The organism is Halobium salinum, from assembly GCF_026586625.1.
GTDB classification, from domain to species: Archaea; Halobacteriota; Halobacteria; order Halobacteriales; family Haloferacaceae; genus Halobium; species Halobium salinum.
In genome coordinates this window covers 105,191-130,463 of record NZ_JAODIW010000006.1, presented here as the reverse complement: position 1 = coordinate 130,463, position 25,273 = coordinate 105,191, and the positions used below count along the sequence as shown (strand labels likewise).

Sequence of the window (25,273 nt, the reverse complement as noted above, 5' to 3'; positions counted from 1 at the left end):
TCACAGCCGGCACACAGGTCACGGGGCCGGCGGATACGCTCCTTGATGCGGTTCAGGCGCGTTCCTACGAGTATGGACGTCCGCGAGCTAGTATCCACCGAGTTCCCGTCGTTCGATGCCGAGGCGCGCATCTCCCGGCTGACCGGCGCGTTCGAGGACCCGACCCGCAAGGCCGTCGTCGTCACCGAGGACGGCGAGTACGCCGGGGTCGTGACGCGTCGACAACTGGACGCCGCGCGGCGCGACCCGAACGCGAAGATCGGAAGCCTCCGCTGGCACGTCGCGCGACTCGACGCCGACGACGACGTGCGGACGGCGGCGCGACTGATGCTCGGCAGCGACGCCAAGGTGCTTCCCGTCTTCGACGACGGGGCGTTCGTGGGCGTGCTCACCGCCGACGCCGTTCTCGGCGCGGTCGAGCCGTACCTCGACGTGCTCCGCGTGGACGACGTGGCGACGATGGACGGCGAGGCCGCCGAGGGGCTCGTCTCCGTGACGCGCGGGACGACTCTCGGAGAGGCGCTCCACCTGTTCCGTGACCACCGAGTCACCCACCTGCCGGTGCTCGACGCGGGGAGCGCCGTGGGCGTGGTGAGCCTGGTCGACGTCGTGGAGTTCACCACCCGCGACGCGAACCGGAGCCAGGGCGGCGGGTCGCCGCTCTCGACCCCCGGCGGCCGCTCACACGGCGGGTTCGGTGCCCGCGAGGGCGAACTCGACCGTCTCCTCGACCTCCCCGTCCGGGACGTCATGAGCGAGCCGGTCGTGACGGTCGGTCCGGACGAACGTCTCGACCGGGCGGTGGGGACGATGCTCGACTACGGCGTCTCCTCGCTGGTCGTCACCGACGACGAGAGCGGAGCGACGGTCGGAATCGTCACGACCACCGACGTGCTGGAGTCGCTCACCTGGACCGACGAGCGCCGGCTCCCCGTCCAGATTACGGGCGTCGACCTGCTCGACGACCTCGACCGCGAGACGGTGAGCGACATGGTCGAGCGCGCGACCCGAAAGTACGGCGACATGACGGTGCTCGAGGCGAACGTCGCCCTCCACGAGCACGACGAGAAGCTCCGCGGGACGCCCCTCGTCCTCGCGCGGGTCCGGCTGTTCACCGACAAGGGCCACTTCGTCGCGACCGGCGAGGGGTACGGGGCACGCCACGCGCTCACCAAGGCCTGCAGCGTCCTCGAACGGAAGGTCCGCGAGGCGAAGGAGTACGGCTGGACGAAGAAACACGACGTGGACGGGTACCGTCGGACCATGGCGGGTGGCCACCGCGGTCGTCGGACGCCGTAGTCGCGAACCGATGGACGTCCCGGTCCGTCCGCCCTGACGGCGACCTCGTCGATTGCTACCGCACCACTAAGTCAGCCGAGCGCCTACTACTCTCGATGAGACAGCGAACCAAGCTCAACGAACTCGACGAGCTCCTCGCCGAGTTCGACTACCCCGCGGAGCGCGAGCAGGTCCTCGACCGGTGTGGGGCGGTCACGCTCGTCCTCGCCGACGGGGAGGAGACGGTGGCGGACGTCCTGGAGCACTCAAGCGAGGCGCGTTTCGAGTCGAGCGACGAGCTACGCGACGAAATCATGCAGTTCCTCCCCCAGCACGCGGTCGGCGAACCGTACCAGTCGGAGGGAGAGGGGTAGTCGACTCGGCCGGGTCGGAGTCGGCGCGGTCGTCAGCTGTCGAGACGGAGCACCAGCTCTCGCCCGTCGACCGCGAACTCGGTCCCGAACGACGCCGACAGCTCACACATTCGGGCACGACTCCACGCCGCGGCCCGCCGTCCGGTGCGGCCGACCGCGCAGTCGCGGACGACGGTCGGGGTGAGCCGCAGGCTCCGGAGCCGATGAGCGTCGCCGCCGGCGCCGACACGGAGTGTGAACAGGAAGCCGCGGTCGTTGCGAAGCCGCGGGTGGACGGCATAGTCGTCGACGAAGTCGCCCGTGTCGTACAGAATCAGTCCGTCCCCGTAGCGTTCGACTCCCTGGAAGACGTGCGCGCTGTGGCCGTAGACGAGGTCGACCCCCGAGTCGACCAGCCAGCGGGCGAACCGCCGGAACCGCTCGGGCGGGCGCTCGACCATGTTCGGCCCCCAGTGGAGCGAACAGACCAGGAGGTCCGGGTCGAGCCGGCGGGCCCGGCCGAGGGCCGACCCCACCCGACTACGGCAGTCGGGGTCGTCGGGGTCGACGGCGACGTACGCGGTCCCAGGGGAGTCGTCGCCGGCGGCGAACTCCGGCGTGTTGTCGGTGACCGCGAGGAGGGCGACCCGGAGGGCGGGGTCGTCCGCACCGTCGACGGCGACTTCGACCGCGGCCGGCGCCCACGCCTCGCGTTCGGTCGGGCCCGCGCCCGAGTACGGGATACCGGCGTCGTCGAGCGCCCCGAACGTGTCTTCGAGCGCGTCGACGCCGAAGTCGAGGACGTGGTTGTTCGCGAGCGACACCCACGAGACGCCCACGTCGGAGAGGGCTGGAACCGCCCACGCCGGGTTCGCACGGAAGTGAAACGGGTGGTAGCTTCGCGTCCACGGCGTTCCACGGGTGGAGAGACAGCACTCGAGGTTGACACACAGGGCGTCTAAGTCGCGCAGGCGACGGTACATCGTCCCCCACACCGCGGTCGGCGCCCGGTCGCGCTGGCGCTCGTTCACCAGCCGTCCGAGCATCACGTCGCCCGTGAACCCCAGTCGGAAGTCGTCGGTCGCCGATGTCGTCATCGTCCCCCGAAGAGAGGCGCTCGGCGTGCAAAACGGCTCGCGCGGGCCTCCACCGACCGGTCGGTCGGACCCGCTGAGCTGTCTCGGCGCCGAGATTCGTGCTTATTCGACTCGGGCGCCTACTCTCGATGAACAGCCATGGCCCGAACGAAGCGCACGAGCGGTGCGACCCGACGACGCGGACCCGAGACCTCCCGAGCCCCCGAGCCGGCGTTCCCGATAGACGTCGAGGAACACGGCTCCGAGTACCGGGTCGCCGCCACCCTCCCGGGTCGCCGCCGACAGGACTTCACCGTCCGCGTCCGGAAGGACAAGCTCCAGATCGTCGCCGACGGCGAGGGAACGGAGCGGCTGAGTCGAATCGTCAGGTTGCCCGGACGCGTCGACGAGCGCCGGACGAGCGCCTCGTACACCGACGGGGTGCTGTGGGTGACGGTGGGGAAGTTGCGGCGGCGGTAGCTCCCGTCGCTCTCGTCGCGATTTCTGCCTCCGTTACCGGTGACGGGTCACCGAAGAACATAACGCCACTCTGACTGTTTTGCGAAGGGATGAACGTCCCGGGACCGCGTCGACCTATCGAAATCGGCGAAACCTTCTCGCAGTCGGCGGTCGAGGCCGTGTTCGAGACCGACTTCGGCTACCAGTTCAAGGGAATCACCTATCGTCGGCCCGACGCGGGCAAGTACGTGATTCTCCTGGCGAACGAGGGAGCGCTGTACGAGGACGAACTGGACGAAGCGGACCGGTTCGTCTACATCGGTGAAGGGACGCCCGAGAAGGGCGACCAGGAGCCCACGACCGCAAATCAGGCGCTGATGGACGCCGTCTCCGACCCGATTCCGACGTATCTCTTCTCCAGTCGAGACGGCGTCGACGAGTACCGGTACGAGGGACTCGTCGTCGTCGACTCCTACCGGTACGTCAGCGACGGCGAGCGGATGGTCTACCGGTTCGAGATGCGAAAGCTCGGAGTCGGTCAGTGGGAGGAGATTACCCGCATCGAGTCCGACTATCTCGAATCGACCGAGCAGCCGTCTCTCACCGAAGACGCCAGCCCGACGTTCCGGGAGGTGAAGTCCCGAGTTCGGGACTCGCTGTTTCCGAAGCGAGTGAAGCGAGCCTACGACCATCGGTGTGCCGTCTGTGGAAAGAAGCGCCTGACACCGGACGGCCGTCCGGAGGTGGAGGCGGCACACATCTATCCGAAGTGGAAGAACGGAGCCGACGACCCGAGAAATGGGATTGCCCTGTGTCGACTCCACCACTGGGCGTTCGACGAGGGGTGGTTCACGCTCACCGACGACCTGAAGGTTCGAATCGAGTCGAGGACCACCGTCGACCCTCCGGAAGCGGTGACGACGTTCGGCAGCGAGCGTATCCGAGAACCGGAGCACCCGAAGCTACGGCCCGCACCGGTGTACCTCGCGGCCCACAGGGAGCTACACGGCTTCGAGTAGCGTGGGCTCGGGGAAGGGAGCGCAGAGGAAGTAGTCCCACCAGGATTCGAACCTGGGTCGTTGCCCCCAGAAGGCAACAGGATTGGCCACTACCCCATGGGACTGCTGCACTCCGGTGTACAGGCCACCTGTACGTAAACGTTGCGCGTTGGTGCGACTGCGACAGGGCGTGACACGGCTGCAGGGCGGGCTTCGAGGCTAGAGTCGGGGGCGTACGAACCGTGTCCACGTGTGACTCCGTATTTCTCGGAAGCAGTCCGTGCCGTGTCTCGTGAGCGACCCCGGCACGGACGAGACGAACGCGAGCGACGGGAAGTCGACGGACGCCGGACCGACGAACACCGGACCGTCCGACGCGGAGTCGACCGGTGGCGGGCCGAAACCCCCGCGTTCGGCTCCGACGGCGCCCTCGTCGTCGACGACGAGCGCTTCACCGCCGAGGCGTCACTATCGTCACCGGTGCCGCCGACACCGACGCCGACGTGACCTCTACCGACCTCCGACGGCCGTCCGCGCGGCGACCGAAACACGACGTTCCTGCACACATCGCCACCTATTTGCGCTCGACTTACGCACAGGCGTGCATGTACATCGGTCGTTTCGTCGTCGTCGGCCCCGGGGTCGGCGCCTACCGCGTCTCCTCGCGTTCGTTCCCGAACCGCCGCGTCGTCGCCCGCGGCGACACGCTGACCGTCGCGCCGACGCCGGACGCCCCCGAGACGGACAACCCGTACGTCTCCTACAACTGCCTGCGCCCGGTCGAGACCCCGACCGGCGAGACGCTCGTCGCGCTCGGCAACGGCTCGCACGTCGACCCCGTCGCCGAGAAACTCGAACTCGGCTACCCCGCCCGCGACGCCCTCGCGGAGCCCCTGCTCGGGCTCGACTACGAGAAGGACGACTACGACACGCCGCGCATCGCGGGTGTCGTCGGCGACGACTCCGCGTCCGTCGGCATCGTCCGCCGCGACGCCCTGCTCGTGAAGGAGGTGTCGGCACCGACGTTGGTAGCGACCTACGAGGAAGACGAGCCCCGGCCGTACGAGCTCGACGCGGAGTCGGCGGAAGAGGCCGCGAACGCGGTGTACGACGCCGATTTCGAGCACGCCGTCTGTGCGGCCGGCGTGACGGTCGACGGCGACGACGTGGCGACGGCGACCGAGAACGGGGAGTAGTCGCCGGAGGTCGAGGGGAACGACGACCCCGGTCCGGGCCCGATTCGTGAGTCTACCGGATTCGTGCGCCTCGGTGTTCGGCGGGTGGGGGACTCCGGTTCCGGGGCGGCCCCGACTCGGCCGGTCGGCAGACGGCGGCGCGCCGTCCCGACGCGTCCCGATTCGACAGGCGGCGAGGACCCGGCGGTCGACGGTTCGGCACAAGGCTTATTCGCGGCTCCGAGAGTCGCCTACGCATGCCAGCCCTCCCTCCCGAGGCGGACGGTCGCAGACTGTTCGGTGCCGTCCTCCTCTCCGCCCTGGTGACCGCCGCCGGTTTCGTCGCGCTCTCCTGGAGTCGGCTGCTGGCGACGGGTCGCGTTCCCGACGGGGGCGACGGCGTCCTCGTCGGCGTAGTGACCGGCACGGCGCTCGGAGCCGTGTCGTTCGTCCCGTTCCTGCTCGCGGTCCTGCTCGTCGTCGCCCGTCCGTCCCGGCGCTCCGTCGCCGTCGGGGTCGGCCTCGTGTACGCGACCGACCTCGCGTTGGCGGTCGGTCAGTCGCTCCTCTCCGGGGTTCCGGCCGGGGTCGGAGTCGTCGTTCTGGCCGTCCCGCTCCCACGGGTGGCGAGCGTCCTCGCGGTCGCGACGGCGGTCTGGGTCGCCTACCACGGCGGCTACGAACGACTCGCCTCGGCCGCCGGGAACGCGGACCAGCATCCGCTGTTCGCAATCGTCGCCGACAGGCGACTCGGACCCGGCCTCTCGCTTCGGCGCGGACTCGTCGCGGCCGGACTCGCCGCGGCCGTCGGAGTCGGCGGCGTGGCGCTGGCCGGCGGAGTCGGCGAGGTCCTCCGGGCAGCCACGCAGCAGGGGACGGTCGCAGTCCTCCCACGGGGCGGGGCGTGGAGCGTCGGGATTCCGCTGGCACGGCTCCCGATTCGGTGGCTGTTCGAGGCGTCGTTCCTCCTGGGAGTCCTGTTCGTCACGGGCCCTCGACTCGGGGGACGGGCGGTCCTGAAAGCAGTCGCCGTCGTCGTCGGCGTACAGTCGGCGGTGAGGCTCCTGCCGGCGCTCGTCCCGCCGTTTCGGCCCGTCGAGCTCTGGGCCCCTTCCGGACCGGTGCTGACGCCGCTGGACGACCTGCTACTGCTCGTCGGCGTCGCGCTCGCGGTCAGGTGGGGGTTTCGAGCCGGGTCCGACGGCCACCGACCTCTCACCCGTTCGAGTCGGGGCGCCGACTGACGCCGCTGGCGGGAGGTTCCCGGCCGCGCCGACCGTCCTCGCTCGGCCGCGCCGACCGTCCCCACCCGACTACGCCGACCATCGACCCGCCGCCACTGCCTCCAGAACTAAACACACGGAACCCGAACGCGAATCCGGAACGATGCGACTGGGCGTCATCTCGGACCTCCACGGCAACCGCGTCGCACTGGACGCCGTCCTCGGCGACATGCCCCCCGTCGACGATATCGTCTGCGCCGGCGACGTGGTCGGCTACGGTCCCTGGCCCGGCGACTGCATCGAGGCGGTCCGGAGCCGCGAGGTCCCCACAGTGCAGGGGAACCACGACCGGGCGACCGCACACGACACCGCGTTCGGCTTCAACTCGATGGCTCGTGCGGGGGTGAAGTACGCCCGCGAAGCACTGAGCGAGGACGACATCGCGTGGCTCTCTGACCTCCCGACGGAGCGTACCGTCGCCGACGGCCGCGTCAAACTCGTCCACGGCCACCCGGACGACCCCGACCGCTACACCTACCCGGACGATTTCTCGGCGTCGATGCTCGGCGAGGAGGACGCCCTCGTGCTCGGCCACACCCACGTGCAGGACCACCGCGTCTTCCCCGAGGGCGTCGTGCTCAACCCGGGAAGCGTCGGCCAGCCCCGCGACGGCGACTCCCGGGCGGCGTACGCGGTGCTGGGCGTGGACGAGGACGCCGACGCGGACGGGACGCCGACCGTGGAGGAGCGCCGCGTCGAGTACGCCATCGGCGAGGTGATGGACGCCGTCCGGGAGGCGGGCCTCCCCGACAGAATCGGCGAGCGACTGTACGACGGGAAGTAGCCCGAATCGGAGGACCGACTACTCGACCGGCCGCAGTTCGGCGGAGAAGTGCCGAAGCTCCTTCATCGGCGGCTCGGCGACGACTTCGAGACCGGACACCTCCTCCCGACGCTCGGCCACGGCGGCGGCGGTCTCCGCGACGTGTTCGAGCTGTTCGCGGCCGTAGGTGCGCCGGGGAAGCGCCAGCCGGACGAGTTGCATCCGGTCGGCGCCCGGGAACGCGAACTCCCCGAGTTCGACCCCGCGAACCGCGCCTTCGCGGTAGAGTTCACAGACGAGCGCCTGCCCGGGGAGCTGCTCGCGCGGGATTTCGGGGAGGAACGCGCCGGCGTCGACGTAGACGGCGTGGCCGCCGACCGGCTCGTAGATGGGGGCGCCGGCCTCCTTCAGGCGGTCACCCAGCTCGCGGACCTGCTCGACGCGGTCTTCGACGTACGGCGGTTCGACCGCTTCACGGAGGCCGACGGCGAGGGCGGCCACGTCCCGGCCGGCCATCCCGCCGTAGGTGGGGAACCCCTCGTAGAGGATGGCGCGCTGCTTGACGCGCTCGAAGAGGGCGTCGTGGTCGACGCCGCCGTCGTCTTCCCGATACTCCCCGGACCGCATAGCCACGAAGCCGCCGATGTTCGTCAGCCCCTCCTTCTTGCCGCTCATGACGGCGGCGTCGGCGTAGGTCAACTGTTCGCGGGCGATGTCGGCGATAGACCAGTCGGCGAACTCGTCCTCGCGCTCCTTGACGAAGTAGGCGTTCTCGACGAACCGACAGGCGTCGACCACGAGAGTGGCGTCTATCTCGTCGGCCAACTCGCGCACCTGGCGGAGGTTCTCGACGCTGACGGGCTGGCCCGCCGTCGAGTTGTTCGTTATCGTGACGACGATGGCGGGAACGTTCTCGGCGCCCACGTCGTCGACGACCGTCCTCCCCCGCGCCAGGTCGAAGTTCCCCTTGAACGGCGCGTCGTGGGTCGGGTCGCGGGCACCCTCTACGGGGCAGTCGACCGGGTCGGCGCCCTGGTTCGCGATGTGCGCCCGCGTCGTGTCGAAGTGGGCGTTGTTGAGCACCGTGTCGCCCTCCTCGACGAGCACGCCGTAGAGGGCGTTCTCGGCGCCGCGACCCTGGTGGGCGGGGACCACTCTCGAAAATCCCATCACGTCGGCGACGGCCTCCCGGAGCTCGTGGAAGCTCCGACTCCCCGCGTACGCCTCGTCGCCGCGCATCATCGCGGCCCACTGCTCGCCGCTCATCGCGCCCGTGCCGGAGTCGGTGAGCAGGTCGACGTACACGTCCGCGGCGTCGACGTTGAAGGCGTTGTACCCCGCCTCCTCGAGGATTCGGTTCCGTTTCTCTCGGGAAGGTAGGGAGATGGGTTCGACCGTCTTGGCCTTGTAGGAGCGCATGGCGGGGGTCGCTCGCGGAGGGACTTACCTGTTTTCAGGAGCCTCCGTACGTCCCGCGCCGGATTCGGTCTTCGGCGTACGGATGTGGGTGGGAGTGGGCGGAGTCGGCGAGGCGTCAGGCGGGAGCGACCGACGACCGTACTACTGGCAGGGGCCACCGCGACTCCCGCGACCGACCGCGCCGGATTCATTATCGCGCCGGACCCTGTGGCCGGTATGCACGACGACGCCGTCCCGGTGACGATACTCAGCGGGATGCTCGGCGCCGGGAAGACCACGCTGTTGAATCACCTCCTGCGGCACGCCGACCGCGACCTCGCCGTCCTCGTCAACGACATGGGGGACGTGAACGTCGACGCCGACCTCGTGAGCGAGAACTCGGAGTTCGCCGCCGGTGGCGTGGCCGAACTCTCGAACGGCTGTATCTGCTGTGAACTGCGCGGCGACTTGGAGACCGCCGTGGTCCGCCTGGCCCGGGAACGCGACTTCGACCACCTCGTCGTCGAGGCATCGGGCATCAGCGAGCCCGAACCCGTCGCTCGCCTCTTCACCCGGGGGTCGAGCGCCGCCGCCGTCTACGACGTGGATAGCGTCGTCGCCGTCGTCGACACCCGGGCGTTCCACGACGCCTTCGCCGGCGACGGCGAAGTCGTCCGACGAGGGGAAGGAGAAGATGGGACGAAACCCCTCTCGGACCTGCTCGTCGAGGGCGTCGAGTTCGCGGACCTCGTCCTGCTCAACAAGGCCGACCTCGTGAGCGACGAGGAACTGGCGACCGTGAACGAACTCGTCGCCGCACTCCGCCCCGACGCCGAGGTCGTCGTCACCGAGTTCAGCGAGGTCGACCCCGACGACCTGCTCGGTCGAGGGCTGTTCGACCCGACCGGCGCCGCCGAGCGGGCGGGGTGGCGGCGGGCGCTCGACGCGGACGGAGCGGAGGAGGACGAAGCACACGACCGCGCACACGGGGACGACCACGCAGACGACCACGACGGCCACAGCCACCCGCAGGAGGCCTACGGCGTCACCTCCTTCACCTACCGCCGGCGCGAACCGTTCCACCCCGGGCGACTCCACGAGTTCCTCGCCTCGCTCCCGGACTCGGTCGTGCGTTCGAAGGGAACGCTCTGGGTCGCCGGCAACGAACAACGGCTCTCGTACAGCCAGGCCGGCCCGTCGGTTCGAGTGGAAGGGGCCGGGCCGTGGATCGCGTCGCTTCCCGAGGTCGACCAGGAGCTGTACCGCTCGAACCGCCGGAACGTCCAGTGGGACGAGGAGGTCGGCGACCGTCTCGCCGAACTGGTGTTCATCGGCCGCGGGATGGACGAGTCGGCGCTGGTGGAGGCATTGGACGACTGTCTGCTGGCGGCAGCAGCGGACCCGGAGGCCGTCGGCGACGACCCGTTTCCGTCGGAGCCCGAAGCCGAGTACGTGGTCAGGGAACCGGGAGCGGGAGAGGAGTAGTGAAGCCGACCCGCTCAACAGGCACAGCCGGTCGACCCGGTCGAGCGCTCGAACACCATCTCGTCGCCACAGTCGGGACAGTCGGGCGCGTCGTCGCCGTCGACCTCGAAGTCGGGAACCCGCTCGGCGCAGTCGTGACACCAGTACGCGCCCTTCGACTCCGACGTCCCGCTCCCGCGGTTCGTCGACTGCGTCGACGCCCCGAACGCCTCCGTGATGGTGCTCAGCAGACCCATGGCTCGGCGTACCGCGCCCGGCGCATAAATCTCGACGCGGTCGTGCAGCCCCGGCGGTCGACCGCATCGGCAGCAGTCCCGCCGTCGTCGGCTACTCCAGGGCGGCCGCCAGCGCGTCGAGCGCCCGTTTCAGCTCCCCCTTCCGTTTCCAGGCGGCGACCCGGTCGGCGAGGGCCGCCGGCGGGACGCCGAGCGACACCGTCGAGCGGGCGGTCACCCGCGACCCCTCGTCCTCGGCGGCGACCGAAACCTCGGTCTCCATGTGGTCGAACGGTCCCTCGGTCCCCTCCTGTTCGTAGCGAAGCCCGTCCTCTCGGCGTTCGAAGCGGAGGGTGAGTTCCAGCCCGCTGGCCCCGGCGGTGACGAGCGTGGCGTCGTCGACCTCGGTCACGTCCCGGACCCGGAAACTCCCCTCGTACTCGACGACGTTCGCGGGCGTCAGCGCCCGCTCGACTTCGGTCGGGGTGGCGCGGACGAACCGGGAGACGGAGACCTCGCGCATGTCTCCCCCGACGCTCACCGAGCCAAAAGGGGTATCGACAGCAGGAGCAGGAGCAGACAGAGCGCGACGGCGGCGTACACCATCCGGCGTATCCGCAGCCCGGGGTCGAGTTCGGCGCGTAACTCGGGGAGGGCGTTCCAGACGAACCGGCGGTAGGCGCCGTAGACACAGCCGGCGAAGGCGAACCCGGTGAGGACGATGGACTCGGCGAGCCCCAGCCCGAACGTCAGGAAGTAGACGGGCCCGTAGGAGAAACTCACGAGGAAGGCGAGCGTCGTGGCGACGAGGAACGGGACCGGGTCGACGGGCGTCCCCTCACGGTTGCGGAGCGCCATCGGCGACCGGGATGTTGGTGGAGGCGGGCGAAGTAGTTGCCGCCGACCACGACGACCGACCGCTTAAGCCCCCGGGCGTGCAGGTCCGAGCCATGAGTTCGTTCGAGGATGGGGCGTCGCGGTCGGCGGGTGACCCACGTGTCCTGTTCGTCATCAACGCGGTCCTCTCGACCGTGTTCGCGGGGACCGTCGTCTGGGGGCTCGACTTCCTCGGCATCCTGCCGTTTACGTGGCCGACGGTCCTCTCGTTCGCGGCGGTGCTGGTAGCCATCACGTACCTCGTCACACGCTGATTCGGCGCCGAAAATCCACAGACTGCCGACAGCACGCCGGAGCCGTCGTGAGCCGTCCGTTCACACGGTGCGGAGCCGGGGGCGATGCCCCGGGTTTATGCCGATTCGCGTTCGCCTCTGGGGTATGCCCATCGAAGACCGCGACGACGCGTACCTCATCACCCACGCGCTCGCCAAGGACACCCTCTCGCGGCTGCGCGACGTGGAGACCGAACAGGTCGCCTTCCGCAAGGGGCTCGTGAAACTCGGCCGAATCTGTGGCTACGAAATCATCGACGGCGCGATGGACACCGAGTACGTCACCATCCAGACCCCCCTCGCCGAGACGACCGGCGAGCGCGTGAAGGGACTCGACAACGTGGTCATCATCAACGTCCTCCGCGCCGCGACGCCGTTCGTCGAGGGACTGCTGAAGGCGTTCCCCCGCGCGAAGCAGGGGGTCATCTCCGCCGGCCGCGACGAGGAGGCAGGGATGGACGAGGACGGGGAGTTCCCCATCACCATCGACTACGTGAAACTCCCCGAGATTCGCGAGCAGGACACCGTCATCGTAGCCGACCCGATGCTCGCCACGGGGAGCACGATGTGCACCGTCCTCGACCACGTGCTCGAGGAGGCGCCGGGGTACGAGAACCTGTTCGTCCTCTCCGCGGTGTCGGCGCCGGACGGCCTGCTCCGCGTCGACGAGGCCTACCCCGAGGCCGACCTGCTCACCGTCTCCATCGACGACTACCTCGACGACGACGGGTTCATCGTCCCCGGCCTCGGCGACGCCGGCGACCGCGCGTTCCGCACGACGTAACCCGCCTCAGTCGATGTCGACTGGACAGGTCGTCCCGGTCGTCAATTCCTCGCGCTCGACGTAGGCGACGAGACAGCCGTAGTTACAGAATCAGCCCGTAGGCCGCCGGTCGGTCCCCTCCGCGACGAACACGGGGTCGTGGTCGGCGACGGCGCAGCCACAGAACTCGCAGTCGGCGTCGGCCGCGCCGACCGCGTCTGTAGCGTCGGTCACGACACTCGCCACCGGCCGTGTGCAGAAAGCCTCGGCGCCCCCGTGCCTCCACGGTCCGAACCCCTTCTCTTCGCGTCGAAACCGTACTACGGCGCCGACCCGGGCGCCGCGCTCGGTTCACCGGAAACGAACCCCCGTGTGCCACAGTAGCCCACCCGAGCGAGCCGTGTTCGAGTCGTGTCGAGCGAGGCGTCTCGGGCTCAGCGCGCGTCGTCGCCCGCCGACAACCCCTCGCCGCCGCGGTCGAGCGCGTGGGGGTCGTCGTGATGGTCGGAGTAGCCGTCGAACCAGCGGACGATGCGCTCGATTCGGTCGACGCGGTGGGCCGGCTCGCCCGACCGGGAGAGCTCGTGGCCCTCGCGCGGGTAGCGCACGAGCCGGGTGTCGACGCCGTTCTTCTTCAGGAAGACGTAGAACATCTCCCCGTTGTTGACGGGCACCCGGAAGTCGTCGTCCGCGTGGAGCACGAGCGTCGGCGTCGTCACCTCGTCCGCGTACGCGACGGGCGACTGACTCCAGAGGAACTCGGGCTCCTCCCACGGCGTCGTTCCGAAGTCCCACTCGACGAGCTTGAACGCGTCCGTCGAGCCGTAGAAGGAGGCGAGGTCGTACACGCCGCGCTGGGCGACCGCGCCGTCGAACTGGTCGGTGTGACCGACCAGCCAGCCGGTCATGAACCCGCCGAAGCTCCCGCCGGTGACGAACTGGTTCGTCTCGTCGACGTCGTCGCGCTCGCACACGGTGTCGACGCCGGCCAACACGTCCTGGGTCGTCACCTCCCCCCAGTCGCGTTCGATGGCGGTCGCGAACGCCTCGCCGTAGCCGGTCGAGCCTCGGGGGTTCGACCAGAAGACGGCGTACCCGCGGGCGGCGAGCGTCTGGAACTCGTGCCACATCGACCCCGCCGCCGACCACATGTAGTGGGGCCCGCCGTGAATCTCGACCGCGAGGGGGTACGGCGCCTCGTGGTCGGATTCGTCGTGAGGTGTCAACAGCCACCCCTGAATCTCGTGACCGTCCGATTCGAACGCGACGGACTCGGGTTCGGCGACCGCGCGCGTCTCGAAGTAGTCGGCGTCGAGTTCGGTGAGACGGGTCTCCTCGCCGTCGCCGCCGGTCGGAACCGACGCACAGAACACGTCGCCCGGGTGGTTCCAGCCGGTGTGGACGGTGGCGACGAGGTGGTCGTCGCCGTCTCCGCCGGTGGCCTCGTGCTCGCCGTCGTCGCCGGCGCCCCCACCGACGGCGACCACGTCGAACCCCTGTTCGTGCTCACACCGCGCGCCCGTCGTCTCGACGCCGCTCCCGTCGGCCCAGGCGCGGCGAATCACGTGCTCGCCTTCGTCGGGGGTGACGAAGTAGAGGCACTCCTCGTCGGGCCCCCAGCGGAACGAACAGGTCGCGTCGACGGTCCGGTCGAGGTCCTCGGTCACGGTGGTCGTCTCGCCGGTCTCGGGGTCGTACACGTCCACCTCGGTCTGGCGCATCGACAGCCCCTCCGCGGGCGTGCGCAGGACGGCGACCCGCCCGTCGCTCGCGGCCGCGAGCACCGGCCCCCACGCCGTGAACCCGGTGACGGTCTCGGTCGCACCGGCGTCGAAATCGTGACGTTCGACGCGGTTGGTGACGTGGTCGTCGGCGTCGACGGTGCCGTCGTCGGTGTCGACGGGATAACGGACGCCCCAGAAGAGCGTCGACGCGTCCCCCCAGTCGACGCTCGTGAAGTCGTGGTCGCCGTCGGTGACGCGGGTGACCGCGGCCGCGTCGTCGCCGGAGCGGTCCCCCGCTTCGCCATCGCCCGTACCGTCGTCGCCGTCGAGGTCGACGACGTACACGTGGCTCCGGGTGCCGTCCTTGTAGCGGGCCAGCCCGCGGTACATCAGCCGGTCTATCACCCGTGGGTCGGGCGTCTCGCGCTCGTAGGGTTCCGACTCCTCGCCCGCTTCGACGCCGACCGTCACGTCGCAGTCGACCCCCGACTCGCGCTCGTCGGCGGTCGTCGCCTGACAGAAGGCGATTCGGCTCCCGTCGGGACTCCAGACGGGGCCGACGATGCCGCCGGGGACGTTCGTCACCCGTCGGGCCTCCCCGCCGTCGGTCGGGAGCACCCAGAGTTGGGGCCGGTCGTCGTCGGCCCCGCGCGTCGAGACGAAGGCGAGGCGGTCGCCGCTCGGGCTGAACCGGGGCTGGGAGTCGACGCCCTCGGAGGCGGTGAACTGACGGGGCTTCGCGTCTCGGTCCCCGTCTTCGTTTTCTCCATCTCCGTCACCGCCGGTCGGCACCACGTAGACGGTCGACTCGTACGACTCGTCGTCTTTCGGGACGCTGCGGACGAACGCGACCCGGTCGCCGTCGGGCGACAGCTGGGGGTCGCTCGGGGCCGCGAGCTCGTGGAAGTCGGCGGCGCGAACTGGTTCCATGCGCCGCCCGTCGTCGCCGCCGGGGAATAGCGTTCGGGAAGGGGCGCCGGAAACCGGTTCGTCCGGGACTTTCGTTATGAAAGAACAATCAACATTCGAAGAATAGCTACGGATATTACAGGTGACTATAAGTAACTACGGAGAGCAATTGGGGCTATGGCTCGAAAGCTGAACAGACGTTCGTTCATCGCGGCCACAGGCACAGCAGGAATCGTCGGGCTCGCCGGATGTACCGGTGGCGGCGGTGGCGAAGGCGAGGGCAACGGGTCCGGAGGAGAGGAGACGACCACCGAAGGCGGCTCCGGCGACGGCGAGACCACTACCGACGGTGGCTCCGGCGGCGGTGGCGGCTCCGGCGGCTCGCGCCTCTCGTGGCACGCGGGCGGCACCGGCGGGACGTACTTCCCGCTCTCGAACGAGTTCAAGACGGTCGTCGAGTCCCAGACCGACTTCAAACTGCAGGTGCAGTCGACCGGCGCCTCCGTCGAGAACGCCGGCAACCTCGGCTCGGGCAACGCCGACTTCGCCATGATTCAGAACGACGTGGCGTACTTCGCGAAGAACGGCGAGGGTATCGAGGCGTTCCAGGGGAACGCCATCCCGGCGCTCCGCGGCGTCGCCACGCTGTACCCGGAGACCATCCACATCGTCGCGAACGCGGAGGCCGACATCTCCTCGGTGACGGACCTGCAGGGGAAGGTCGTCAACACCGGCGACCTCGGCTCCGGCACGCAGGTGAACGCGACGCAGATTCTCGAGGCGGTCGGCGTCTCGGACTACACCGAGCAGAACACCGGGTTCTCGCAGGCGGCGGACCAGCTGAAAAACGGCGACATCGACGCGGCGTTCGTCGTCGGCGGCTGGCCGGTCGGCGCCATCTCCGACCTCGCGACGACCCACGACGTCACGCTCGTCGCCGTCGACGGCGACGCCCGCCAGCAGGTGAAGGACTCGGGGTCGTACTTCGCGGACGACGAGATTCCGGCCGGCACCTACAGCGGCATCGACGAGGCCGTCCCGACCGTCGCCGTCCAGGCGATGATCGCGACCCAGGAGTCCCAGGCCGAGGAGACGGTGTACCAGATTACGAAAGCCATCTTCGACAACGTCGACCAACTCACCATCAAGACGGACTTCATCAGCGCGGACTCCGCGCTCGACGGCATGTCCATCGACCTCCACCCCGGCGCCCAGCGGTACTTCGACGAGGCCGGCGTGGGCGGCGGTTCGAGTGGGAACGAGTCGGGCGGCAACGCGTCCGCCGGCAACGAGTCGGGCAACAGTAGCGCCTGAAGACGGATGACGCGACCGGCGACCGCCACCGGGGGTCGCGGGCGATGAGCGCCCGCATCGGCCTCCGCCGCGCCGTCGTCGCGTTCACACTTCTCTCGGTTCTGCTCGCGGGCGTCGCCGCCGCGGTCCCCGGCGGGCAGGCGCTCGTCGTCGAGGACGCAGACACCGGCGAGCGACTGCTCACGGTGCCGGTCGACGAAGGGGCGACCGTCGCCCTCGAGTACAACCACAGCGTCGAGAAGACCCGCGTTCTCGACGTGTACGAGGTGCGGGCGAACGGCAGTCTGGAGATGACGCGGATGGAGTTCGAGTCCTACGGCTGGGGGCTCCCCGCGAGGGCCGACGTGCGGAAGGAGAACGGTACTTTCGTATTCGACCCCGAGGGAGTCTACGACGAGATATACGTCACACCGGGCGACGTAGCGGGCCACCGACTCCACGTCGGCGACCGGACCTACGACCTCGTCGAGCGGGCCGGCGAGGAATCGGTCCGACTCACCGTCGTGCGCCGTTCGGCGCTGTCGGCGGGACTCGACGGCCTGATTCCGCGGCTGTGACGGCAACGATGGAGCGAAACTGACCATGACCACCGACGACACATCACCGGGCGAGGACGAGACCGAAGTCGAGGACGGCACCCCCGACGGGGGTACCGCCGCCCCCGACGAGGGACAGCTCTCCGAAGAGGAGAAACAGGAGCTGATCCAAGAACTCGAACGCAAGCGGAGCCTGCGCGGCCCGCTCGCGGTCGTCGTCTCGCTGATCGCCGTCGCGTTCTCGGCGTATCAGATGTGGCTGGCGGCCCGCGGGTTCATCTTCCGGTTCGAGCTGTTCGGGACCACCATCAACCTCGGCGCGCTCCAGTTGCTCCAGGTCAACGCCATCCACGTCGGCTTCGCGCTCGTGCTGACGTTCCTGCTCTTTCCCGTCTCGGACGGGGAGGGGTTCGTCACGCGGCGCCTGGCCAGCGCCAGCGGCGTCGGCGAGTCCATCACCCGAGGACTCACGTCGCGCGAGCGCGTCAGCGCCGTCGACTGGGCGCTCATCCTGCTCACGACGCTCGCGACCGTCTACTTCATCACCGACTTCGGCGAGATTCAGAACCGGATTCGGGTGCTGGGCTTCGGGGCAACCCGCACCGTAGGCGAGGTGATTCCGCCGCTGGGCGTCCTCCCCGTCATCGGTGACACCTCATACGCGTACGTCCTCGGCGTCGTCGGCGTCCTGCTCGTCCTGGAGGCGACCCGCCGGGCCCTCGGGGTGTACCTCATGGGCATCGTCGCCTCCTTCATCGTGTACGCCCGCTACGCGTACCTCATCCCCGACGACGTCCCCTACCTCAGCATCCTCGCGACCAATCAGCTCCGCTGGGGCGCCATCATCCAGAACCTCTGGTACAACACGGAGAACGGGGTGTTCGGCATCCCCGTCACCGTCTCCGTGCAGTTCATCTACATCTTCATCCTGTTCGGGGCGTTCCTCGAGATGTCCGGCGCGGGCCAGTGGTTCATCGACCTCGCGTACGCCCTCACCGGCTCTCGGAAGGGCGGCCCCGCGAAGGCGTCCATCCTCTCTTCGGGGTTCATGGGCACCATCTCCGGCTCGTCCATCGCCAACACCGTGACGACCGGGGCGTTCACCATCCCGCTGATGAAGAAGTCGGGGTACGACGCCGAGTTCGCGGGCGGCGTCGAGGCCTCCGCATCCTCCGGCGGGCAGATTCTCCCGCCGGTGATGGGCGCGGCGGCGTTCCTCATCGTCGAGTTCACGCTGACGCCGTACAGCGACGTCATCATGGCCGCGGCCATCCCCGCGGTCGTGTTCTTCTTCGGCGTCTGGGTGATGGTCCACCTCGAAGCCTCGCGGGCGGGCATCGGCGGGGTCGACCCGAGCGAGCTCATCCCGCTCCGGCCGCACATGAAACGGGGCTGGTTCTACCTCGCCCCGCTCGCGCTGCTGCTGTTCTACCTCATCGTCGAGCGCCTCTCGGTGGCGCGCTCCGCGTGGTACACCATCGTCGCCATCGCCGCGCTCATCGCGCTCGTGGCGGCGTACGACCGCTCCACTCGCGGCCCGCTGCTCGGCGGCATCGCCGCCATCTTCCTCGCGGAGGTGGCCGCGTTCGCCCTCACCGGCGCCGACCTCGTCGGCGCCCTCACCGGTGCCGGCGGCGAGGCGCTGGGGGTCGTCGGCGCAGTCGAAGCCGCGGCCGGGAGTCTGGGAACGATTATCGTCCTCGTGAGTCTCGCGGTGATGCTCTGGCGACCCGACGCGGACTCGCCCCTGCTCGACTACGACGGACAGGTCGACGACACCGCCGAGACGACCGCGGAGGCGGTCGGTCGGCCCGACCTCCGGAACAACAAGGCGTGGACGTTCGGCTCGTTCGTCCTCAAGTCGATGGACGCGGGTGCCCGCACCGCGACGGTGGTCGTCGTCGCCGTCGCCGCCGCCGGCATCATCCCCGGCGTCATCAGCGTCACCGGCCTCGGACCGAACCTCACGTCGCTCATCGCCGCCATCGCGGGCGAGTCGCTCGTCCTGCTGTTGCTCATCACGGCGGTCTCCTGCATCATCCTCGGGATGGGGATGCCGACGACGGTGACGTACATCATCCTCGTCTCGATGCTCGGGCCGTCGTTCGTCGAGGTGAGCGGGGGGACCATCCCCATCCTCGCGGCCCACCTGTTCATCCTCTACTTCGGCGTCATCGCCGACATCACGCCGCCGGTGGCCGTGGCGGCCTACGCGGCCAGTGGGGTCGCGAAGTCCGACCCCTTCGAGACGGGCATCAAGGCGTTCTCGCTCTCGCTCAACAAGGCCATCGTGCCGTTCGCGTTCGTGCTCTCGCCGGGCATCCTGCTCATCCGCGGGGTCGGCACCGGCGAGGAAGCGCACGTCATCACGTTCGCCGACGTGATGGACCTCGGCTGGTTCGTCCCGGAGGTCGTCGTCCCCGTCATCTGTCTGTTCCTCGGCGTGACGGCGCTGGGACCGACCATCATCGGCTACCTGTTCGCGTCGGTGTCGCGGCTCGAACGGACGCTGTTCGCGGTCTCGTCGGTGTTCCTCATGGCGCCGGGGCTCGTGTTCAACCCCGTACTGACCGTGCTCGAACTCGTCGGGGTCGCCATGGAGGCGACCCTGATGCTCGACCTCACCCTTCGGGCGGTCGGGTTGGTTATCTTCGCGGCGCTGGTCGCGAAGAACCGCAGCGACGCCGACCGCTCCACCTCGGCCCCCCGGGCCGAGCCCAGCGACTGAACGACCGAGGCGACTCGGGGCGTCGCCTACCTACGTCCTCAGCCGTCGGGAGGCCGTCTCGAACCGAGGTTGGCGCGGCCGTCCCGTCCGGGGAGTCGGGAGTCGGGAAGAAGCGGACGCACCGGCGACGACTCGACGCCAGCGGACACCGACCCCGCGAGGTGGACGATGCTCCGGAAGCCACCGGGAGCCAACGGCCAGGTTTATCAATTCGTCTCGACACGTTCGAATCGCATGGCACGCGACTGGACGGCGAGCGACTTCGACTAGCGTCGGGGCCGTGTCGACGAGTTCGTCCTCGTCGGTCCGGGCACCCGACTCGTCATCCACAACGACGGCTAGCTCCGCGTCGGCAGCGCCGACCGGGGCCTCGACGGTCCCCGCGGACCGGAGGCGCGACAGGCCATGCGCTCGCAGGACCTCGACGGTCGCGACTGGCGACCGACGACCGAAGACACGGGCCTCGCGCGGTGCCACGCTGCGGTGCCTCTCCGAGCGGAACGTCCTTTTTAACCCCCGGTGGCGGGAGTTCCTGCACTCGACGAGCGGTTACAGCCGGTCGACCCGGAAGGGGTCGAGATCGACGTCGAACGTCGTCTCGCCGTCGAGCGCGAGGTCGGCGAGCAGTTCGCCGGTCGCACTCGTGAATTTGAACCCGTGGCCGGAGAAGCCGCCGGCGACGACCACCGAGTCGTGGGCGGGGTGACGGTCGACCACGAAGTCGTCGTCCGGGGTGTTGGTGTAGAGGCAGGTGTCGAGTCCCATCGTCGGCCCCGCCGCGTCCGGGGCGTACGTCTCCGCGAAGCGTCTGACCACGGCTTCGTCGGCGCGGGTCGGCTCCTCGACCGACTCGGGGTCGACCTCCCCGCCGAGGTGGTGGTGTTTCCCGAGTTTCACGCCCGGCCGGCGGTACGTCGGGATGCCGTAGTACTCGCCGCCCTCGATACCTCGCCCTTCGTCGTCCGGGACGGTACAGACGAACACCGGGAACGACTCCGGTCGGTAGCGCTCGGAGCGGTCGGGCTGGAACCAGGCGATTACCTGTCGCTCCGGGCGGAGCGAGTCGGCGAGGTCGGGCAGGAGTTCGCCGGTCCACGGTCCCGCGGCGACGACGAGGGTGTCGGCCTCGTATCTACCCCTGTCGGTGTCGACGCGGACACCCTCACCTGTCTCGCGCCAGTCGGTCACCGCCTCTCGGGCGCGGACCTCGGCTCCGTGGGCGTGGGCGTGCTGGACGTGCGCCTCGATACAGCCCTCCGCGTGGAGGAACCCGCCCTCGGGCTGGTGGACGGCGCGGAAGGCGTTCGGGAGGTCGAGTCCGGGGACCCGCTCGTGCAGTTCGGCGCCGGTGAGGAAGTCGTGCTCGAGGTCGTGTTCCCGGCAGGAGCGAAGCGACCCCTCGACGACCTCGCTCCCCTCGGGGCCGGCGTCGACGGAGCCGGTGACGGTGAGCAGGTCGCGGCCCGTCGCCCGTTCGAGCGCGCGCCAGTTCTCGTAGGCGCGCTCGACCAGCGAGACGTACGCCGGGTCCTCGAAGTACGCCTTCCGGATGATGCGCGTCGAGCCGTGTGAGGACCCCCGCGCGTGGGGCACGTCGAAGCGCTCGAGGCCGAGTACGTCGGCGCCGCGACCCGCGAGGTGAGAGACGGCGGCGCTCCCGACGCCGCCGACCCCGACGACGATGACGTCGTAGCGGTCGGTCATGCGCTCGGGTACGCGGGTTGGGTACGTGGTTCTATCGCGTCCGCGTTACCAGCCCGTAGTAAAAGTGAATATTCATACCGCACCGTCACGAAGCCGCGGTCGCCTGCGCAACCCGCATAGGCGCACCGGAATGCCGCATGGGGCTCCCCCGGGGGACCCTCACACTGCAGTGTTCCGGTGTTTTTCGTCGTGCAACCGGGAGGGAGACGCGGGACCGAGTCGTCCGGGGTCGGGTGTCAGGATATCGCTACCCGGCCGCTCGTCGCGCTCCGAAGTCGGTCCCGGAGGTCCTCGGCGTCGTCGACCGGCACCCGAACCTCGAAGCGCACCTCGGCGTCGTAGTCGGCGTCGAACTCGACGCCCGACGACTCGAGGATGCCCCGGACGGAGCCGGAGTCGTCGTACTCGCAGGTCGCCACGAACCGCTCGTGGGGGCGTTCCTCGACGACGCCGGCGTCGTCGACGGCCTCCTTGACGGCGCGGGAGTACGAGCGGGCGAGCCCGCCGACGCCGAGGTTCGTCCCCCCGTAGTACCGGGTGACGACGGCGGCGACGTTGCGCAGGTCGCGCTGAACGAGCACGTTGAGCGCGGGCTTACCCGAGGAACCGGTGGGCTCGCCGTCGTCGCTCTGATACTCTCGCAGGAGCATCTCCGAGTTCGGCGTTCGACCGGACGGGTCGCCCGCCGGGACGCGGTAGGCGGGAACGTTGTGGGTGGCGTCGTCGTGTTCGGCGCGGACGCGCTCGACGAACGCCTCCGCGGCCTCGACCGAGTCTGCGGGCGAGACGTAGCCGAGGAACTCGGAGCCCCGGACCTCGAAGCGGACCTGTCCCGGACCGGCGACGGTGCGGTACGTCTCGGTCATCGCTCGGAGGTCGGCGCGACGGGCAATAGGGGTTCGGACTCCGGCGCAGTCGGCCCGCGGCGCGCCGCGGTGTCGTCGGTCACACGTCGTGCTGGGGGATGCCGATGGTCCGGTGGAGGACGTAGCCGAGCGTCACGCCGTACACCCAGTGGGAGACGAGCGAGACGACCACGAACAGCGCGAGCGTGAGGAGGCTCCCGCCGGGCCAGAACGCGAAGAGGAAGCCACCCCAGAAGATGGTGGCGTACGTCGCCCCGCGGACGTATCGGGGCTCCTCGGGGGGCAGGAACGCACCGAGGACGAGGAAGACGAGCGGCAGAACCGTGGTCCCGCCGACGATGAACAGCGCGATACCCAGCGCTATCGACGGCTCGATGCCGATGAAGAGCCCGAAGTTCGAGAACTCCACGATGGGTTCGGTTCGGAACAGGTCGAGCGCCAGCGGCACGCCGACCAGCAACGGGAGCATCAGCACCATTCCCAGTAACCCGCCGCCCATCGTCACCGCGACGACGCGGAGCGTGATCGGGATTCCGTACTCGTCGAGCTGTTCTTCCGCCGTCAGCTGTCGCGTCGGGGTCGGCTCTCCGCGCTCTCCACTCATGGTACCGGTATCAGTTGTCGTCCCCGAGTGTTAAATGGTAACAATACTCGTGGCAACGGAGCGAGAGGTTCGACGGTGAAACGAGCCGTTGACCCGGGTCGTCGGCCGCAACTGGGAGGCGCCCGGGCTCAGAACTCGACCTTGCGGACGAAGGGAAGGTCGCGGATGGCGACGAGCAGGTCGCCGGGGACGGGGTCGTCGGTGATGATGTACAGTTTGGGGTCGTCGCTGAACTCGGGGTCGTCGCTGATGACCTGCCGGATGCCGATGTCGCGGTCGGCGAGCAGACCGGTCACCTCGGCGACGATGCCGTGTTCGTCGGCGGCGACGACCTCGATGGTCAACACCGTGAGGTCGAGCACCGGCGCGAGGTCCATCAGGCTCGGGATGGCGGAGATGTTCTGGAAGATGCGCCGGAGTTCCTCGTCTGCGAGGATGGCGTCGGTCGTGGAGTCGACGACGCGCCGGTCGACGCCGATTTCGCGGGCGATGCCGGTGTTGGGTATCTCGATGCCGCCGGAGACGACCCGCCCGTCGTCGTTGACGGAGAAGCCGCGTTCGAGCAGGAGCCGGATGACCGCCTGCTGGCTCGGGCTCCCCTCGAACTTCTCCATTATCTCGTCGAACATCGCGTTGTCGAGGGGTACGCGGGCCGTCGCTTAATGGTCGTGGGTCGGGCGGCGAACGCTGATGTCGGCCGCGACCGTCCGGTCGGTCGTGACCCGCCAGCGATTCGACCTGGAGACGGAGCCTCGCACCGTCTCTCTCGTCCCGAACCGGTACGGCACCGAAACCGGCGCGACCGTGGAGTTGGAGTGGGTCTCGACCGCGACGGCGGAGGCGCCCGCCCGACTCGGGGCGACGCTGACGACGCGGACTACCGCCTCGCCCGGTACAGGCTCACGCGAGTCGAAGCGTCCGAAGAGGGGGAGTCCGCGACCCGGTACGTCGCCGAGCAGGTGCTCCACAGACAACCGCTTCGGGACGCCCTCGGCCTCCTGCTGGAGCACGGCGTCGAGACGGTGATCGTGGAGGAGTACGACGGGAGCCATCCGCCGTTCGGCGTCGCACGCCCCGTCTACGTCGCGTTCGACGGGGACGTGTATCGCGTCTCGGCCGACGTGGTCTGACCGTCCGCCACCAGGTCCGACCCGTCCCCGTCGCGTGGTCGGCGGTCGGTCGAACCCCAGTCACCCCGACGATTCCGGGTTCGACCGCTCGCCGTTGCTCCCGTCCCTCCCGTCCGTTTCCGCCTCACCGTTCGCCATCGGGCCGACCGTCGTGACCGACACCTCGTCTCCCGGCGCCTCGTATGCGTAGTGGACGTTCTCGCGGACGACGACGTACTCGCCACGCTCGCGGTCCTCGATGACGCGCCCGTCGGTGTCGATAGCAACGTCGACCAGCCCGCGCAGCGAGTCGACTTCGACGCGGGGCGTCGGCAGCGCGTCGTCGGGTACGCGTCCCCGCGTTATCCACTCGTCGAACTCCGAGCGTGCGCGGCGATAGGACAGGACCGTGCGGTCGGTCTCGTCGGGGGTGAGCCGGCCGGTCCGCTTCCCGACGACCAGTCCGGCGAGCGCCGCCGTGGCGAGGAAGAACAGCGCGAGACTCCCGTACTTCCGCAGCGGTCCGACCTCGACCGGGACGGTACGCTGGCGGTAGGTCTCGTGTGGCTGCTCGATTGCGCCCGGGCCCTGCAGCCGGACCGTCCCGCCCTCGAACGTCATCGGCAGTCGGAAGGCGGTCGCGTTCCCGACCTCGTTCCCGTTCACCGTCCCCTCGACCTGTGTCCGGACGACGACGGTGGTCTGGACGTCCCCGGTTCGGGACCCGAGTGCGTCGGTGATGCGCTCGGAGGAGTTCGCCGCTCGTCTGAGGTTCGTCGTGAAGTCGACCGAGGCCGACTCGTCGGGGCTCAGACCCTCGAAGGACTGCTCCCCGAGCGGACGCTCCCGGCGCCAGTTCTCGACCGTGACGCGTTCGCCGTTCCGCTCGACGGTGCTGACCGAGCGCGTCACGAGCGATACCTGGAGCGTGCCGTCCAGTGACCCCTCGCCCGTACTCCGGTAGCCGTAGTCGAAACTCCCGTTCAGTACGGGCGAGACCGCTGGGTAGTACGTCGACCGGTTCGCCAGCGTCGTCCCGGTGTCGTAGAGGGGGTTCGGCTCCGTGACGGTCGCGGCGTGCTCGAAGCCCGCCTCGGCGGTCCACGACGAGGCGAGTTCGCGTTCCGTCGTCGTTCCCGGTGCCACGTAGGCACCGTAAACCATCCACCCGCCGACCGCCACGAGCACCACCAGAGCCGCCACGACCGGGACGAACTGGTCTGCGACGGCCGCACGCACGCGAAGGAGAAGGTCGTCAGAACTCATCCGGTCCGAAGTATCTAGTTCCCGGAAATAACTAATGGGTCGTTAGTCAACGCGGTTCCACCGGTGGGCAGTAGTTTGTGCGAGGAAAGGGGTGCGTA

At 69.3% G+C, this 25,273-nt stretch carries 26 protein-coding genes and 1 tRNA gene; 14 read left to right on the top strand and 13 right to left on the bottom strand.

The genetic code is table 11. The features are described 5' to 3' along the window. Positions 1-72 precede the first annotated feature (72 nt). Together N5095_RS04060 and N5095_RS04055 are read left to right on the top strand one after the other, a co-directional pair. Positions 73-1,299: a CBS domain-containing protein gene (locus N5095_RS04060; RefSeq protein ID WP_267621358.1), complete on the top strand. Its 1,227-nt coding sequence runs from the start codon at positions 73-75 to the stop codon at positions 1,297-1,299. Positions 1,300-1,394: 95 nt separating this feature from the next. Further along, positions 1,395-1,652 (top strand): DUF5789 family protein, encoded by a 258-nt coding sequence (locus N5095_RS04055; protein ID WP_267621356.1) that lies wholly within the window; start codon positions 1,395-1,397, stop codon positions 1,650-1,652. Between the two features lie 32 nt (positions 1,653-1,684). Here the strand turns inward: N5095_RS04055 and N5095_RS04050 are convergent, their stop codons facing one another. After that, positions 1,685-2,728: a CapA family protein gene (locus N5095_RS04050; protein ID WP_267621354.1), complete on the bottom strand. Its 1,044-nt coding sequence runs from the start codon at positions 2,726-2,728 to the stop codon at positions 1,685-1,687. A 138-nt stretch (positions 2,729-2,866) separates the two neighbouring features. Between N5095_RS04050 and N5095_RS04045 the strand changes: the two genes are divergently transcribed. Next, the gene (locus N5095_RS04045) at positions 2,867-3,187 is read left to right on the top strand and encodes an Hsp20/alpha crystallin family protein (RefSeq protein ID WP_267621352.1); all 321 of its coding nucleotides are present in this window, start codon (positions 2,867-2,869) and stop codon (positions 3,185-3,187) included. An 89-nt stretch (positions 3,188-3,276) separates the two neighbouring features. Then, the gene (locus tag N5095_RS04040; protein WP_267621350.1) at positions 3,277-4,185 is read left to right on the top strand and encodes an HNH endonuclease; all 909 of its coding nucleotides are present in this window, start codon (positions 3,277-3,279) and stop codon (positions 4,183-4,185) included. Positions 4,186-4,216: 31 nt separating this feature from the next. Here the strand turns inward: N5095_RS04040 and N5095_RS04035 are convergent. After that, positions 4,217-4,289: transfer RNA gene (locus tag N5095_RS04035), tRNA-Gln, on the bottom strand. Positions 4,290-4,769: 480 nt separating this feature from the next. Between N5095_RS04035 and N5095_RS04030 the strand changes: the two genes are divergently transcribed. From N5095_RS04030 to N5095_RS04020, 3 genes are all read left to right on the top strand, one after another. Beyond that, positions 4,770-5,360 carry an IMP cyclohydrolase gene (locus tag N5095_RS04030; RefSeq protein ID WP_267621348.1) on the top strand — a complete coding sequence of 197 codons (591 nt, stop codon included), beginning with the start codon at positions 4,770-4,772 and terminating at the stop codon, positions 5,358-5,360. A 236-nt stretch (positions 5,361-5,596) separates the two neighbouring features. After that, complete coding sequence (locus tag N5095_RS04025) at positions 5,597-6,583, top strand: hypothetical protein (RefSeq protein WP_267621346.1); 987 nt, start codon at positions 5,597-5,599, stop codon at positions 6,581-6,583. A gap of 142 nt (positions 6,584-6,725) precedes the next feature. Then, on the top strand, positions 6,726-7,406 hold the full coding sequence (locus N5095_RS04020; RefSeq protein ID WP_267621344.1) for a metallophosphoesterase family protein: 681 nt from the start codon (positions 6,726-6,728) through the stop codon (positions 7,404-7,406). Between the two features lie 18 nt (positions 7,407-7,424). On the opposite strand, the gene N5095_RS04015 is transcribed toward N5095_RS04020, so the two are convergent. Further along, positions 7,425-8,804, bottom strand: a complete 1,380-nt coding sequence (locus tag N5095_RS04015; RefSeq protein ID WP_267621342.1) for a tryptophanase — start codon at positions 8,802-8,804, stop codon at positions 7,425-7,427. Positions 8,805-9,020: 216 nt separating this feature from the next. Here N5095_RS04015 and N5095_RS04010 point away from each other — a divergent pair, with 216 nt between their 5' ends. Next, the gene (locus tag N5095_RS04010) at positions 9,021-10,268 is read left to right on the top strand and encodes a CobW family GTP-binding protein (RefSeq protein WP_267621340.1); all 1,248 of its coding nucleotides are present in this window, start codon (positions 9,021-9,023) and stop codon (positions 10,266-10,268) included. Between the two features lie 14 nt (positions 10,269-10,282). On the opposite strand, the gene N5095_RS04005 is transcribed toward N5095_RS04010, so the two are convergent. The 3 genes from N5095_RS04005 to N5095_RS03995 all read right to left on the bottom strand — a co-directional run bounded on the left by N5095_RS04005 (position 10,283) and on the right by N5095_RS03995 (position 11,341). Continuing rightward, complete coding sequence (locus N5095_RS04005; RefSeq protein ID WP_267621337.1) at positions 10,283-10,504, bottom strand: hypothetical protein; 222 nt, start codon at positions 10,502-10,504, stop codon at positions 10,283-10,285. Positions 10,505-10,595: 91 nt separating this feature from the next. Continuing rightward, on the bottom strand, positions 10,596-11,006 hold the full coding sequence (locus N5095_RS04000; RefSeq protein ID WP_267621335.1) for an SRPBCC family protein: 411 nt from the start codon (positions 11,004-11,006) through the stop codon (positions 10,596-10,598). A 14-nt stretch (positions 11,007-11,020) separates the two neighbouring features. Then, positions 11,021-11,341, bottom strand: coding sequence for a hypothetical protein (locus N5095_RS03995; RefSeq protein WP_267621333.1), 321 nt, complete (start codon positions 11,339-11,341; stop codon positions 11,021-11,023). Between the two features lie 92 nt (positions 11,342-11,433). Here N5095_RS03995 and N5095_RS03990 point away from each other — a divergent pair, with 92 nt between their 5' ends. Beyond that, positions 11,434-11,634, top strand: coding sequence for a DUF8107 family protein (locus N5095_RS03990; RefSeq protein WP_267621331.1), 201 nt, complete (start codon positions 11,434-11,436; stop codon positions 11,632-11,634). Between the two features lie 124 nt (positions 11,635-11,758). Beyond that, the gene (upp, locus tag N5095_RS03985) at positions 11,759-12,436 is read left to right on the top strand and encodes a uracil phosphoribosyltransferase (protein ID WP_267621328.1); all 678 of its coding nucleotides are present in this window, start codon (positions 11,759-11,761) and stop codon (positions 12,434-12,436) included. A 90-nt stretch (positions 12,437-12,526) separates the two neighbouring features. On the opposite strand, the gene N5095_RS03980 is transcribed toward upp, so the two are convergent. Together N5095_RS03980 and N5095_RS03975 are read right to left on the bottom strand one after the other, a co-directional pair. Continuing rightward, complete coding sequence (locus N5095_RS03980) at positions 12,527-12,649, bottom strand: hypothetical protein (RefSeq protein ID WP_267621326.1); 123 nt, start codon at positions 12,647-12,649, stop codon at positions 12,527-12,529. 200 nt (positions 12,650-12,849) lie between these two features. Further along, complete coding sequence (locus N5095_RS03975) at positions 12,850-15,069, bottom strand: S9 family peptidase (protein ID WP_267621325.1); 2,220 nt, start codon at positions 15,067-15,069, stop codon at positions 12,850-12,852. A gap of 156 nt (positions 15,070-15,225) precedes the next feature. On the opposite strand from N5095_RS03975, the gene N5095_RS03970 reads away from it, so the two are divergent. Genes N5095_RS03970 through N5095_RS03960 form a run of 3 tightly spaced genes read left to right on the top strand, consistent with a single transcriptional unit; the run spans position 15,226 to position 19,626 of the window. Continuing rightward, positions 15,226-16,362, top strand: coding sequence for a TAXI family TRAP transporter solute-binding subunit (locus N5095_RS03970; RefSeq protein WP_267621323.1), 1,137 nt, complete (start codon positions 15,226-15,228; stop codon positions 16,360-16,362). A gap of 44 nt (positions 16,363-16,406) precedes the next feature. Beyond that, positions 16,407-16,919: a DUF1850 domain-containing protein gene (locus N5095_RS03965; RefSeq protein WP_267621321.1), complete on the top strand. Its 513-nt coding sequence runs from the start codon at positions 16,407-16,409 to the stop codon at positions 16,917-16,919. A 25-nt stretch (positions 16,920-16,944) separates the two neighbouring features. Further along, positions 16,945-19,626 (top strand): TRAP transporter permease, encoded by a 2,682-nt coding sequence (locus tag N5095_RS03960; protein ID WP_267621319.1) that lies wholly within the window; start codon positions 16,945-16,947, stop codon positions 19,624-19,626. Between the two features lie 549 nt (positions 19,627-20,175). On the opposite strand, the gene solA is transcribed toward N5095_RS03960, so the two are convergent. From solA to trpY, 4 genes are all read right to left on the bottom strand, one after another. After that, a complete protein-coding gene (solA, locus tag N5095_RS03955) occupies positions 20,176-21,330 on the bottom strand; it encodes an N-methyl-L-tryptophan oxidase (RefSeq protein ID WP_267621317.1) in 1,155 nt (384 codons plus the stop codon). Positions 21,331-21,566: 236 nt separating this feature from the next. After that, positions 21,567-22,196 carry an IMPACT family protein gene (locus tag N5095_RS03950; protein ID WP_267621316.1) on the bottom strand — a complete coding sequence of 210 codons (630 nt, stop codon included), beginning with the start codon at positions 22,194-22,196 and terminating at the stop codon, positions 21,567-21,569. A 79-nt stretch (positions 22,197-22,275) separates the two neighbouring features. After that, complete coding sequence (locus N5095_RS03945; RefSeq protein ID WP_267621315.1) at positions 22,276-22,800, bottom strand: DUF6789 family protein; 525 nt, start codon at positions 22,798-22,800, stop codon at positions 22,276-22,278. A gap of 128 nt (positions 22,801-22,928) precedes the next feature. Continuing rightward, positions 22,929-23,429: a TrpY family transcription regulator gene (gene trpY, locus N5095_RS03940; protein WP_267621313.1), complete on the bottom strand. Its 501-nt coding sequence runs from the start codon at positions 23,427-23,429 to the stop codon at positions 22,929-22,931. A 186-nt stretch (positions 23,430-23,615) separates the two neighbouring features. Here trpY and N5095_RS03935 point away from each other — a divergent pair, with 186 nt between their 5' ends. Beyond that, a complete protein-coding gene (locus N5095_RS03935) occupies positions 23,616-23,930 on the top strand; it encodes a hypothetical protein (RefSeq protein ID WP_267621311.1) in 315 nt (104 codons plus the stop codon). A gap of 60 nt (positions 23,931-23,990) precedes the next feature. Here the strand turns inward: N5095_RS03935 and N5095_RS03930 are convergent, their stop codons facing one another. Then, on the bottom strand, positions 23,991-25,175 hold the full coding sequence (locus N5095_RS03930) for a DUF5305 domain-containing protein (protein WP_267621309.1): 1,185 nt from the start codon (positions 25,173-25,175) through the stop codon (positions 23,991-23,993). Positions 25,176-25,273 lie beyond the last annotated feature (98 nt).